Below are 13708 nucleotides of genomic sequence, written 5' to 3' on the forward strand. Positions count from 1 at the left end.
GAGTCTGTGCTCATCTCTTCGTCACATTATGTGTAAAAGTGGCCCTGCCAATATTGTTGTGTAGGGATAATGACAACGAATGGTTAATCAAATGTTATTTAATGGCAACGCTAATGTGAGTTTAATTTGATGAACTGTGAACCAGAAGCCAGATAAGCGAATAATTGGTAGGGCCAATTTTGGGTGAGGAAGATGTCTGGTAAAGAAAAGGGCAATCCTCATCAGAGAATTGCCCGCAGATTGTTGACCAGGTGCACCTTATTTTGCCGGATGCGGCGTGAACGCCTTATCCGGCCTACAGGAATGTGCTGATTCACCTTCCAGGTCTGATGAGCATAGCGCATCAGACAATTTGGCGTTTACCCTTAGTCATTCTAACTTAATGGATAATTACCACTGAATACCGGCACCGAGTGCGGCGGAGTATTCACCTTGGCTATTGGTACTACCTTGTAATTTGTAGACCCAACGACCATTGGCACTCACCATCGATACACCTAAAGCAACAGCCGATTCACCGTTGTAAGTACCGCCACCAATAGAGGTCATGCTGGCACCTGGCGTATAGGCTTGGGGCAAGGCAGTCATCGCCATTGCCGAAGCTACACCACCGCTCATTTTTTTCTCTACGCCCTTCACTTTGTTATCCATTTCAACCATTTTCTGGTCTGTGTAGCTATTGGTATCTTGGATACTTTGTTTCAGCTGTGCGTAGTTAACAGCATCGTGATCGTTCACAGCGGCTGACACATTACTGATTTGCGTCGTGCCACCCTTACCATCACCCAGGTTTAACGTACTGTAGTTAATCGTACCGTCTTCATTCGTACCGTAACGAACACCACCCTCAGTGGACGATTTCAACTGTGCGACGTTCACTGCATCAGTGTCATTTTTACCGGCAGCAACATTGGTGATGCGGCGCTGATTAGTTGATGACCCCACAGATATGGTATTAGTTTCATCGGCGATCGAACCTGTACCTAAGGCAACACTGTTATCTGCAGCAGCGATTGATCCTGAACCGATAGCGATGCTGTCCGCCCCCTGTGCATTGGCATCCGCACCGGTTGTATTCGTCTTGAAGTATTTCGTACTTCCGGTAGTAACAATATCGCCAATACCATTCTCGATGTTGGTAACACGGGTATCGAGATTGCTCACCTGGTTATTCAGGTTATTGATACTGGTCGTGTTGCTCTCAACGCGCGCATCCGTCACTTTCAACTGCCCAACATTAACCGCATCGGTATCCTGTGAGCCCGCTGCCACGTTAGTGATTTGCCTCTGACCATTGGTGCTGCCTACAGAGAATTCACCCACCGAGTTTTGCGGGGCATCCATATTGTAAGCGGTATAGTTGCTTTGAGCCCCAACGGTGGTTTGAGAACCGTTACCCATTGCAATGCTGTTAGCATGGTTCGCGTGAGCACTGGAACCGATAGCGATACCGTTAATTGCGTCCTGCACCACTAAGGAGCCATAACCAATACCAATTCCGGCATCACCATTGACCACTGTTTTTGCACCCACCGCCAGAGAGTCCGCGCCAACGGCCAGTGAATCCTCTTCTTTCGAGTTTGAGTGGAAGTACTTAGCAGGAGTGCTTGCAACTGAACCTATCGCATTTTGCAACTGACGGACAGTGACGACGTCATGAGCCTCTGAACCATCTGCGACGTTAATGATTTGGCGATAACTTTCACCATCTTTACCTACAGATAGCGCACCGAGTAATTCGCCATCAGTGGTGTCATAACCAATGACAACCCCGTTTTCCGTTACGCTGCCAGAACGGGAGCCCTTGACGATGACACGGTCAGAGGTTGAGCCACTGCCCAGTGCTATACCGGAGTCGATCGAGCTGACACTGTCTCGACCAATAGCGAGGCTGTTTTCACCCGATGCGGTCGCGTTATAACCCAACGCGGTAGAGCCGACGCCCGCTGCGCTGGCATCTATAAAGGTCAAGCCGGTATCGTTTGTACGGACGTAATTTACACCTGCACCATGCTCTTCAATATAGGTCGTACTGGTGTCGCCAGCGAGCTGGTTAATCAAATCGCTATTCTGGTTGATGAGCACATTTGTGGCATACAACTGAGAACCATTAACCGCATCGGTGCTATCAACCGCCACGTTTCCGGCTTTTACATTAGTGATTTTACTGGTGGTATCACTATCGTGGGCCGCACTAAAGGCACCTGCGTTATCATCCCAAATCATTGCATCATCAAGCGTCGAGTCTATCGCGCTCAGTGCATCACCTACATTATCGTAGTCAGTATTAGCGATAGTATAGGCTGGTGCGTTGATTGTGCCGTCAGCATTAACAGTGGAACCACCGCCAAGAATGTCACTAATAGAGTTGCTTACATCATAGAGCTGTCCACCGTTCACTGCGTCTGCGCTGTCTTTAGAAATTGAACCGGCGGCGACGTTAGTGATTTTACTGGCACTACCACCATGACTGGCTGTGAATGTGCCTGTTTTGGCATCCCAGGCAAGGGCATCACCGAGTGAGGCTACAACTGAGGAGTCAATAGCGGCTAATGCTTCACCTACGTTATCGTAATCAGTGCCCCCGATATTATAGGTTGGGCCAGTAAACACGCCGCTTGAATCAACAGAGGCATTTCCACCCAAATAGTTAGCGATAGAACTGCTCAAACCATACAGTTGTCCGCCATTTACGGCATCGGTACTTGACGACGATAGTGTACCCGCCGCCACATTAATGATTTTGTTGGTGGTGCTGGTGCCATGTTTGGCACTGAACGCAGTACCATTCCACTGCAGGGAATCATCTTCCAGGCCCGTGATCGTGGTGTTGATATCCGCGACATCATTAGTCAGGTTAGTGATGTTGGTGGTGTTGGTGGCAACGTTATCGTTGGTGGTTTTCAGCTGCGCGCCGTTGACGGCATCGGTGCTGGTGCCTGACAGGTCACCGGCCATGACGTTGGTGATTTTGTTGGTGGTGCTGGTGCCATGTTTGGCGCTGAACGCAGTACCATTCCACTGCAGGGAATCATCTTCCAGGCCCGTGATCGTGGTGTTGATATCCGCGACATCATTAGTCAGGTTAGTGATGTTGGTGGTGTTGGTGGCAACGTTATCGTTTGTCGTTTTCAGCTGCGCGCCGTTGACGGCATCGGTGCTGGTGCCTGACAGGTCACCGGCCATGACGTTGGTGATTTTGCTGGTGGTGTTGGTGCCATGTTTGGCGCTGAACGCAGTACCATTCCACTGCAGGGAATCATCTTCCAGGCCCGTGATCGTGGTGTTGATATCCGCGACATCATTGGTCAGGTTGGTGATGTTGGTGGTGTTGGTGGCAACGTTATCGTTTGTCGTTTTCAGCTGCGAGCCGTTGACGGCATCGGTGCTGGTGCCTGACAGGTCACCGGCCATGACGTTGGTGATTTTGTTGGTGGTGCTGGTGCCGTGTTTGGCACTGAATGCAGTACCATTCCACTGCAGGGCATCATCTTCCAGGCCCGTGATCGTGGTGTTGATATCCGCGACATCATTGGTCAGGTTGGTGATGTTGGTGGTGTTGGTGGCAACGTTATCGTTTGTCGTTTTCAGCTGCGCGCCGTTGACGGCATCGGTGCTGGTGCCTGACAGGTCACCGGCCATGACGTTGGTGATTTTGCTGGTGGTGTTGGTGCCGTGTTTGGCACTGAATGCAGTACCATTCCACTGCAGGGCATCATCTTCCAGGCCCGTGATCGTGGTGTTGATATCCGCGACATCATTGGTCAGGTTAGTGATGTTGGTGGTGTTGGTGGCAACGTTATCGTTTGTCGTTTTCAGCTGCGAGCCGTTGACGGCATCGGTGCTGGTGTCTGACAGGCTACCGGCCATGACGTTGGTGATTTTGTTGGTGGTGCTGGTGCCGTGTTTGGCACTGAATGCAGTGCCATCCCATAGCAGAGAATCGTCCTTCAGATCTGTCACCGCCGTATTGGTGGTGTTGATTGTCGAATTCACTGCATCAAGAGCATCACCTACATTGTTGTAGGTCCCTGAGGAAATAGTATAGGTTGGCGCATTAACGGTTCCGTCAGCAGCATTCACGCTGGCATTGCCGCCTAACCGGTTTGCTACCGATTGGCTAAGCGCAAAAATCTGCGAACCATTGACGGCATCGGTACTTGTTTTGTTGATGATGCCTTTATCAACAAATACAATTTTTCGCTGGTCCGTATTGTTACCGACAGAGATAACATTGTCTTCCGCTGCGAGAGAACCCGCACCAAGCGCGACGGAATTATTTCCTGATGTTCTGGCTCCATTACCCAGAGCGACGCTGTTGTTTCCGCTCACAAAGCTGTCCTGCCCTAGCGCGACAGCCCCTGTCCCGTTCGACTGGCTGTTATAGCCCATAGCAACAGAACCGGCTTTGGTCGCCTCACTTGCTTGGCCTATCGCGAGTGAATACAAGCCATTGGCTTCGCTGTCTTTGCCTATCGCGGTGGCATAATCACCGTTAGCATGAGCGCTATTCCCCAACGCAAGGGAATACTCTTTGGTTGCTTGAGCCGCACTTCCGAGTGCAATAGCCCGGCTGCCAGTAGCTACAGTTGCTTGCCCCAACGCTACCGCTCTTTCTCCTGACGCATTGCTACTGAAGCCTAATAAGGTACTCCCCACGCCAGAGAACGCATTTTGTCCTATTGCAACACTTGATGTATTGGAGCCTCCACTTGGCCCTGTTTGTGCTGATGTTGCGACTGCCCCTATACCAATGGCAATCCAGCCATTACTAAGAGGAGTAGCTTCAGCAGATTTACCGCCATCAAGCGCGACTTCTGCATGTGCTCCAGACGACAACAACCCACCCGCAACCAACGCAGAAACTAACAGCTTACTGCGCCCGCTCTTCTTCCCACAGCTTTTTGCCGTTTCGCTGGCAACGCTATAACTGCCCGTCGCCGGGTTCCAGATCACTTTAAATATTTTGTTCATTATTGATGCTCTCTATTCCTTTATATAAGCGCATAAGTTGCATTTATTTTTTGCTTTTTTTCTGTCGGGATTCCGCAGAGTGAAGGTCGTCGAACTGAAGGTTTGCCATATTGATGGCGAGTTTCAGGTATTTCAGATTTTTGGGAGATACGCCTTTCAGCGTCAGATTAATGTCTTGCCATTGACCTGGTAATAATTTCAGCGAGGAGTTCATTGAGGTGCTGAATAGTAATTGCTGCCATTTTGCTAAGTCTTTAGCATCGGCAGGTTTTTCATTGCCCCATGTAGCATGAAAGCCAATATTTGATACGGGAACGCTTAATAGGTTAACCAACGAAATACGAATAACGCTGCCATTTTCAACCGCATTGACAGATAGTATCCGACCTGCCAAACCGACAGAGCCATTATTTAAAATGAAGTATTGGGTTTGTGCTGGGTTAAATTCAGTGAAGACAAATTCGTCCTGTTTGTCTTTGACTGTCTTCACGATGCTGGCAAGTGTTTTGGTACTGCTTATGATGCTATTTTGTTGTTTTTCAATAATTTCAATTTTGTTTTTATATTGTTCTTGCTGCTTTTTTAGTGTGTCTATTTGACTTTGTTGCAACGCTTGCTGTTTGGCAAACTCATCGATTGAGTTTACTTTTTCAGTATAGTCACACCCCGTTAATGCGCAGAGTGACGATATTGTTAACACGTTTAGTAGTGCTTTTTTTATGCTCATAGGATGAATTCCTTTTCATAATCCTGATGCGTTGATAACTACGGCGTAGTTATTTTTTGTATGAATGATTTAATATTCCATATTCACAATAAAAATTTATGAGAGAGTTTTTTTGAATTAATGGCTATTGAGAATGCGTTATTAAATGTCAAATTGTTTTAGTTTGTAGATAGTAATGAGTTAATCTCGCGAATTTTAATGATCGGTGTCAATTCATGTCAAATGTTTAACGGAGTTAAGGCGAGGAGGGTAAGAAGTTAATATTTGTATGGTGGATGTTTTGTGACTAGAAATGTGACATTATCTGAAAAATATAAATAATTAATCATTGAGATGTAAATAATCATACCTATTATTTATATATAGCTCTTTTATTACGCAGCATATTTTCAGAATTTGACTTGCGACGCTCATGCAAGCAATCGGGCACATTGAACATGCAATGTTAATCATGTTTGGTATTTGAAAGAGGCTCCTGCATGTGCCAGCAGGAGCGAGTAGAAATGTGGAAACTGTGGTGACATGGACGAGAAAGGAACTTAAAACGCGGTCTTTGAGAACCCTGTCATCTCTTTCAGGCCCATTTCACGACCCAGTTCGGTCATTGGGTGTACGACCACCAGACCACGCACGCTTTTCTTCAGCTTGCCCATGTCTGCCTGCTCTTTTTTGGTGATGGCACGACGGAATGGGAGTTTGCTGAGCTTCTGTGCTTCTTTGCTCAGCTTCTGACCATGAACTTCACGCAGGCGCACGATCTCGGCTTCCAGCGTTTCTTTCTCTTTTTCCAGCTCGGCATATTTGTCGGCGGCTTCAACCAGTGACAGGTCTGCCTGCTGGTGGCGGATGGCGTCCAGGCGATCGCTCAGACGTTTAATTTCGTTTTTTTCGACTTCTTTCATAGGATAGCTTCTGATAAAAATAGGATGAATATCCTATAGTATGCGCGCAGAGGGGGATTATTCTCAACTAATCGACGATAAATAATCAAATGCCGCAAATATTATTTCACTAACGATAATGTTAGTTGATTGATTTAAAAGGAATTTTAAGAAATAAGATCGTTGGTGGTGCTTTTTGTCGGCGGCTGCCGAGTGAAGCACGTTTTCCTCAATATATTTACCCATCCGATCCTAAACTTAAATCATCAACCGCACAGGCTGGGCGCGGAAAATACATGGAGGATGAATCATCATGGCGAAAATAGGCGAGAACGTTTCAATTCTTATTGATAAGACCATCGATTTTATGGCGTCAAGCCAGGCTTTTCGCGAATACCTGAATAAAACACCGCCGCGTAACACGGTGCCTTCTGAGGTCCCACAGGAAAATGTGCCGCTGTATTTGCAGCGCCTGGAGTACTACCGGCAGCTGTATCGACCACAGCAGGAAGAAAAGTAACCTGGCATGGTGTTATTTCTGAAAGGCTTTTTTTAAGCTGATTTTAGAAATCAGCTCGGTCAGCGAGAGCACCATGGTTGAGCGCACCATTTGCTGGTAGCGCTGGATTTGCATGGCGTACAAACCCGAGTCTGAGGTATCAAACTGTGGTGGTGGGGGGAGTGCCGTCACGCAGTGCAGTTCACCAAACGGTCCGAGAATTTCGTCGTCGGTGAACGCATATTCGTTACCGTCATGATTTAACTCTTCACGCAGCGCCATCAGCAGCTCGGCATCTTCATACTCAGGGCGGCTGAGTACGCCCAGGCCGTAGATCAGCTTCAGACGGACCGACAGATCGCCCAGCGGTCCGTCGCCGTCGAGCAACGGTTCCACTGCATATTTCACCGCGTAGTCGTCTTTGCGAAATACCTGAAGCACCAAGATATTCACCGCCTCGGTGAGTAAATCTACGGCGGTGATGAGGAAGCTGCGTACGGTTTTGCCAGCATTCAGACGCTCAAGCACACGATTTTCAAAGGCCTGCGTTTGTTCCATTATTGCCTGCATATCTGACAATCTGCTATTCGGGCGCAGGTTGACCTGCGCCGCATTCTGTATCATTTGGTCGCGTTATATGCGTTAACCGCCTCCGCCACCACGTCGCTGTTGGCATCCAGTCCGGAAACCTGTGCCAGCGCGGCCTGTGGGCCTTTTTCGTCAATCAACGCCGCCAGTTCCTGCGCCTGCGGGTCTTCTTCACTGCGGTAATGCATCGCCGCAGCAATACCCTGAACCAGGTTAACGTGCGGCAGGCCGTACTCCAGCGTGCCGAGCAGCGGCTTGATTAAACGGTCGCCTGCGCTCAGTTTACGCAGCGGCTGACGGCCAACGCGCTCAACGTCATCTTTCAGGTACGGGTTTTCAAAACGACCGAGGATTTTCTGAATATATGCCGCATGTTTTGTCGCATCAAAGCCATAGCGTTTGATCAGTACCGCGCCGCTCTCTTCCATCGCACCTTTTACCACTGTGCGGATTTTCTCGTCGAGAATCGCGTCACGGATGGTCTGATGACCAGTCAATTTTCCGAGGTACGCGGTTATAGCATGCCCGGTGTTCAGCGTGAAGAGCTTACGTTCGACAAATGCCATTAGGTTATCAGTTAATTCCATTCCCGGGATATTCGGCAGTTCACCTTTGAACTGGGTTTTATCGACAATCCACTCGCTAAAGGTTTCTACGGTGACTTCCAGCGGATCGTGGGTTGCAGAAGCGGAAGGCGGGACAATACGGTCTACGGCGGAATCGACAAAACCAACGTGTTCTTCGACCCAGGCTTTATCCGCATCATCTAGCGCGTTCAGCACGTGGCCTTTCAGTTGGGTGGTGCCGCGCACCATGTTTTCACAGGCAATGATATTTAATGGGGTGGTGATACCCTGCGATTTACGTTTGACCAGCCCTTTGGCGATGGCCGGCGCGATACGTTCAAGCACGACCGGACCTACGGCAGTGGTGACTAAATCAACCTGGGCAATCAGTTCAACGACATCGTCGCCGATGCTGCTGACGGCATTGACGCCGGAAACGGTATCCACCTGCTCGTTTTCACCGACCACATGAACCTGATAGCTATGACGGGCATTCAGGGCATCAAGGACTACCTGATTTACATCCGCAAACGTCAGTTGTATCCCCGCGTCCGCCAGCAGTTTGCCGATAAAGCCACGACCGATATTACCTGCGCCAAAATGTAATGCTTTCATAGTATTAACCTTCATTAATGTTTTTACCCAAGAGGGCTGGGGTGAGGGACAGCAATACGTTCCCCCTCACCCCAACCTTCTCCTGCTATCGGAGAGAGTGGAACGTAGGCCCGATAAGCACTAGTGCCATCGGGCCACGGGACTTACTTACGACCAGCCAGCAGTGCCAGAACTTCATCCACGCTGGTGGTTTTTGCCAGACGTTCGATCACGGATTCATCATCCAGCGCGTTGGTCAGGCTGGTAATGACCTGAATGTGCTCGTTGTTACGTGCGGCGATACCAATCACCAGACGGGCAATGTCGTCTTCTTCTTCACCGAAGCGGACGCCTTCCGGATACTGGCAGAACACCACCCCGGTTTTCAGCACGCGGTCTTTGGCTTCAACCGTACCGTGCGGTACAGCGATGGACTCACCCAGGTAGGTCGGGGTCAGTTTTTCGCGGTCCAGCATGGCTTCAACGTACTCTGGTTCAACATAGCCGCCTTTCACCAGTTGCTCACCGGCAAAGCGAATCGCTTCTTCTTTGTTGGTGGCTTTACGGCCAAGGAAGATATTCTCCGCACCCAGTTTGAACAGGTTGTTATCGCCCTCATCAAAACTGTCTTTCAGGTGGTCACGAACTTTCTCTTCATTAACATTGTGGCGCTGTGCGGCAACCAGACGCTCAGTCAGGCTGGAATACAGGCCGCTGTCGAGGAAGTTGGTCAGCGAAATATGCTGCGCCTGCGGAACCTGGCGCATGGCACGTTCGGTCAGATCGCGGTGGGTAATGACCAGATCCACATCCGGTGGCAGGTTGTTAATCGCGCTGTTGGTCACGGAAATCTGCGACAGACCCGCATCCTGTACTTTCTTACGCAGCACGCCTGCACCCATTGCGCTGGACCCCATCCCCGCATCACAGGCTACGATGATTTTGCGCACGTGGCTGAGGTCGTTGGTGACATCGCCAGCAGACAGCGGAGATGTGCCTTTTGATTCAGACTTCATATCCTGCATACGACGCGTTGCTGCTTCAATGTCGTCTTCTTCTTTCACTTTGCTGGTTTTCAGCAGAACCGCCGAGACCACAAAGGAGACTGCCATTGCGGCACAGATTGCAGCGATGTTCGCGAAATAAGCCCCTTTCGGTGTCATTGCCAGTACGGCCAGGATAGACCCCGGAGATGCCGGAGAAACCAGACCGCCACCCAGGATAGTCAGGGTGAACACGCCGGTCATACCACCAAGGATAACGGCCAGAATCAGACGTGGGTTCATCAGTACGTACGGGAAGTAAATTTCGTGGATACCGCCCAGGAAGTGGATGATAGCCGCACCGCCCGCAGACTGTTTAGCGCTACCGCGACCAAAGAACATGTACGCCAGCAGGACGCCCATACCTGGGCCAGGGTTTGCTTCAATCAGGAAGAAGATGGATTTGCCCATCTCATGAGACTGCTGAATACCCAGAGGTGAGAAAATACCGTGGTTGATGGCGTTGTTGAGGAACAGGATTTTCGCCGGTTCTACAAAGATAGACGCCAGCGGCAGCATGTCATGGACAACCATGAAGTTAACGCCCGCCGCGAGAATTTTTGACAGAACTTCAACCGCCGGACCAATGCCGAGGAATGCCAGAATCGCGAGGATCATACCGATAATGCCGGCGGAGAAGTTGTTCACCAGCATTTCAAAACCGGATTTGATCTTACCGTCAACCCAGCTATCAAAGTGTTTAATTGCCCAGCCACCCAGTGGACCTGCGATCATCGCACCGAGGAACATCGGCATATCTGCACCGACGATAACACCCATGGTGGTGATGGCACCGACCACGCCGCCACGATCGCCGCCAACCAGTTTACCGCCGGTATAACCAATCAGCAGTGGCAGGAGGTAGGTGATCATCGGTCCGACGAGCTTCGCCAGCGTTTCGCTCGGCAACCACCCTGTCGGAATGAATAATGCGGTGATAATACCCCATGCGATAAACGCGCCGATATTTGGCATCACCATGTTGCTGAGGAATCGACCAAAGCTTTGCACTTTGATCTTAAAATCGGATGACATAAAAACACCCCTTCTTATGTTTGCTATCGCGCAGGCTGAAAGCCCGAGGTTTGTTAATGTAGCGGCAGGAGGTAGCCGGACCCTGTAGATACTGCGAAATCTGGCACTGAATCGTTCAACTGTCCAGTCGACGCCTTTTTGTGTGATCTTAATCACGTAAATATAGGGTGTATGGCGGTAGTTAATGTGATCTTAATCACAAAACATCGGTACAAAAAAACATCTTCGGGTGAGAATTCACCCAAAATGGCAAGTAAATGTGAAATGGTTCACGTTTTTCGTTGCGTTGTTTGTTGAATTTTTGTGATGTGAATCACAAGATATTTTCATCTGGTTTTAGCCCAACGTGATCTGTAGCAGATTCTACCCCGCGCAATTTTTGTGAAAAATAAAGCAATTTTTACACAGAAAATATATTTTTTTTGTGGTATGGCAAAAATCGCTAACTCCAGTTATGTTCAAGACATCAGCCAGGGTGCATACGGCTGCCAGCACAAAAAAACTCTTATTAGTGTGAATTCGAGGCAGGTATGTTTCTAAATTATTTTGCGTTGGGCGTGCTCATTTTCGTTTTCCTGGTTCTGTTTTACGGAATCATCGCCATCCATGATATTCCCTACAACATGGCTAAAAAGCGTAACCATCCTCATGCCGATGCTATTCATACGGCGGGTTGGATTAGCCTGTTTACGCTCCATGCCATTTGGCCGTTCCTGTGGATTTGGGCCACGCTCTACCAACCCGAACGCGGCTGGGGGATGCAAAATCACATTCAGCCGTCAGTTGGAAACCCTGACGTTGACGCTCTTGCGAAACGCGTAGCCGACCTGGAACAAAAACTGGCTGCGGTGCAACCCTCTGCTGATAAGAACACGCTGGAGCGCTGATCATGGATCTGTTGATTGTTTTGACCTATGTGGCATTTGCCTGGGCCATCTTTAAAATATTCCGTATCCCGGTAAACCAATGGACACTTGCTACTGCGGCATTAGGTGGGGTGTTTATTGTTGCGGGCCTCATTTTATTAATGAACTACAACCACCCGTATACCTACACCGCGCAAAAAGCGGTTATCTCCATTCCGATTACCCCGCAGGTCACGGGGATTGTGAGCGAGGTTACCGATAAAAATAACCAGCTGATTAAAAAAGGCGAGGTGCTGTTTAAACTCGATCCAGGCCGCTACCAGGCGCGTGTCGACAGACTACAGGCCGATCTGGTCACCGCCACGCACAATATCGACAATCTGAAAGCACAACTTTCGGAAGCAGTAGCCAACACCACGCGTGTGTCCGCTGAGCGCGATCGTCTGTATAAAGACTATCAGCGTTACCTGAAAGGCAGCCAGGCTAAGGTTAACCCGTTTTCTGAAAGCGATATCGACAACGCACGGCAGAACTATCTGGCACAGGATGCGCTGGTGAAAGGCTCCGTTGCTGAACAAACCCAGATCCAAACTCAGTTAGACAGTATGGTCAACGGTGAACAGTCGCAGGTTGCCTCTCTGCGCGCTCAGCTTGCCGAAGCGAAATACAATCTGGATCAGACTGTCGTACGTGCGCCAAGCAATGGCTATATCACGCAGGTGCTGATCCGTCCGGGAACCTATGCTGCTGCGCTGCCTCTGCGTCCAGTGATGGTCTTTATTCCTGAACAGAAACGCCAGATTGTGGCCCAGTTCCGCCAGAACTCATTGCTGCGTCTTAAACCGGGCGATGAAGCGGAAGTGGTGTTTAATGCGCTGCCAGGCCAGGTTTTCTCCGGTAAGTTGACCAGCATTCTGCCGGTTGTGCCGGGAGGCTCTTATCAGGCCCAGGGAGCGTTGCAGTCCTTAACCGTGGTGCCGGGTACCGATGGCGTGCTGGCAACGATTGAACTGGATCCGAATGCTGAAGTAGACGCCTTACCGGACGGCATTTATGCGCAGGTAGCGGTTTACTCCGACCACTTCGCCCACGTGTCGGTGATGCGTAAGGTATTGCTGCGTATGACCAGCTGGATGCACTACCTTTATTTAGATCATTGAGACCGCCGTCACCTGCCATTTGCCGTGGCCTGAGCCATACTGATACCTTTGTTGGCAAAAAGGACACGGCATGAAACTCATAGGTAGCTACACCAGCCCTTTTGTGCGAAAAATTTCCATTCTGTTGCTGGAAAAGGGCATCACTTTCGAATTTGTTAATGAACTCCCCTACAACGCGGAAAACGGCGTGGCACGATATAACCCGTTAGGGAAAGTGCCTGCGCTGGTCACCGATCAAGGAGAGTACTGGTACGACTCCCCGATCATTGCGGAATACATTGAACTGCTGGATATCGCGCCAGCTATGTTACCGCGTGAACCGCTGGCGTCACTGAAAGTACGACAACTTGAAGCACTGGCAGATGGCATTATGGATGCCGGACTGGTTTCTGTACGCGAACAGGCCCGGCCCGCCGCACAGCAGTCAGAAATCGAACTGCTGCGCCAGCGCGAGAAAATTACCCGCAGTCTGGATGTGCTGGAAGGCTATCTGGCAGACGGTACGCTGAAAACAGATACAGTGAATCTGGCAACCATCGCCATTGCTTGCGCGGTGGGCTATCTCAATTTCCGTCGGGTCTCACCCGGTTGGTGCGTTGACCGACCAAGGTTGGTCAAGCTGGTGGAAACGCTCTTTCAGCGTGAGAGTTTTGCCCGCACGGAACCGCCAAAGGCTTGATGCGCGTTATGTCCGCCTGAGCAAAGTCACGGTACAATCCCCCCATATTGATATCCCTCTCCCCGGCGGAGAGGGCCACCAACAGCCAGGCCCTTT

The 13708-nt window shown here is 49.8% G+C and carries 10 protein-coding genes; 4 read left to right on the forward strand and 6 right to left on the reverse strand.

The genetic code is table 11. The annotated features are described in order from the left end of the window. Window positions 1-390 precede the first annotated feature (390 nt). From E4Z61_RS17700 to E4Z61_RS17710, 3 genes are all read right to left on the reverse strand, one after another. A complete protein-coding gene (locus tag E4Z61_RS17700; protein WP_135323886.1) occupies window positions 391-4974 on the reverse strand; it encodes a YadA-like family protein in 4584 nt (1527 codons plus the stop codon). A 43-nt stretch (window positions 4975-5017) separates the two neighbouring features. Next, complete coding sequence (locus tag E4Z61_RS17705; RefSeq protein ID WP_135323887.1) at window positions 5018-5701, reverse strand: SadB/YajI family lipoprotein; 684 nt, start codon at window positions 5699-5701, stop codon at window positions 5018-5020. A gap of 539 nt (window positions 5702-6240) precedes the next feature. Next, complete coding sequence (locus E4Z61_RS17710) at window positions 6241-6603, reverse strand: YibL family ribosome-associated protein (RefSeq protein WP_135323888.1); 363 nt, start codon at window positions 6601-6603, stop codon at window positions 6241-6243. A 292-nt stretch (window positions 6604-6895) separates the two neighbouring features. Here E4Z61_RS17710 and E4Z61_RS17715 point away from each other — a divergent pair, with 292 nt between their 5' ends. After that, window positions 6896-7102: a hypothetical protein gene (locus E4Z61_RS17715; protein ID WP_135323889.1), complete on the forward strand. Its 207-nt coding sequence runs from the start codon at window positions 6896-6898 to the stop codon at window positions 7100-7102. A gap of 12 nt (window positions 7103-7114) precedes the next feature. On the opposite strand, the gene mtlR is transcribed toward E4Z61_RS17715, so the two are convergent. From mtlR to mtlA, 3 genes are all read right to left on the reverse strand, one after another. After that, window positions 7115-7705, reverse strand: a complete 591-nt coding sequence (gene mtlR / locus E4Z61_RS17720) for a mannitol operon repressor MtlR (protein WP_135323890.1) — start codon at window positions 7703-7705, stop codon at window positions 7115-7117. After that, on the reverse strand, window positions 7702-8850 hold the full coding sequence (gene mtlD / locus E4Z61_RS17725; RefSeq protein WP_135323891.1) for a mannitol-1-phosphate 5-dehydrogenase: 1149 nt from the start codon (window positions 8848-8850) through the stop codon (window positions 7702-7704). Before mtlD ends, mtlR begins: the two co-directional genes overlap by 4 nt. A 143-nt stretch (window positions 8851-8993) precedes the next feature. Then, entirely contained in the window at window positions 8994-10907 is a 1914-nt protein-coding gene (gene mtlA, locus E4Z61_RS17730) for a PTS mannitol transporter subunit IICBA (RefSeq protein WP_135323892.1), read from the reverse strand. A 530-nt stretch (window positions 10908-11437) separates the two neighbouring features. On the opposite strand from mtlA, the gene E4Z61_RS17735 reads away from it, so the two are divergent. From E4Z61_RS17735 to E4Z61_RS17745, 3 genes are all read left to right on the forward strand, one after another. Further along, window positions 11438-11794, forward strand: a complete 357-nt coding sequence (locus E4Z61_RS17735; protein ID WP_135323893.1) for a DUF3302 domain-containing protein — start codon at window positions 11438-11440, stop codon at window positions 11792-11794. Between the two features lie 2 nt (window positions 11795-11796). Further along, window positions 11797-12933 carry an HlyD family secretion protein gene (locus E4Z61_RS17740; protein ID WP_135323894.1) on the forward strand — a complete coding sequence of 379 codons (1137 nt, stop codon included), beginning with the start codon at window positions 11797-11799 and terminating at the stop codon, window positions 12931-12933. 70 nt (window positions 12934-13003) lie between these two features. Further along, window positions 13004-13612 (forward strand): glutathione S-transferase, encoded by a 609-nt coding sequence (locus E4Z61_RS17745; protein ID WP_135323895.1) that lies wholly within the window; start codon window positions 13004-13006, stop codon window positions 13610-13612. Window positions 13613-13708: the final 96 nt, after the last annotated feature.

It is taken from the genome of Citrobacter tructae (genome assembly GCF_004684345.1).
GTDB classification, from domain to species: Bacteria; Pseudomonadota; Gammaproteobacteria; order Enterobacterales; family Enterobacteriaceae; genus Citrobacter; species Citrobacter tructae.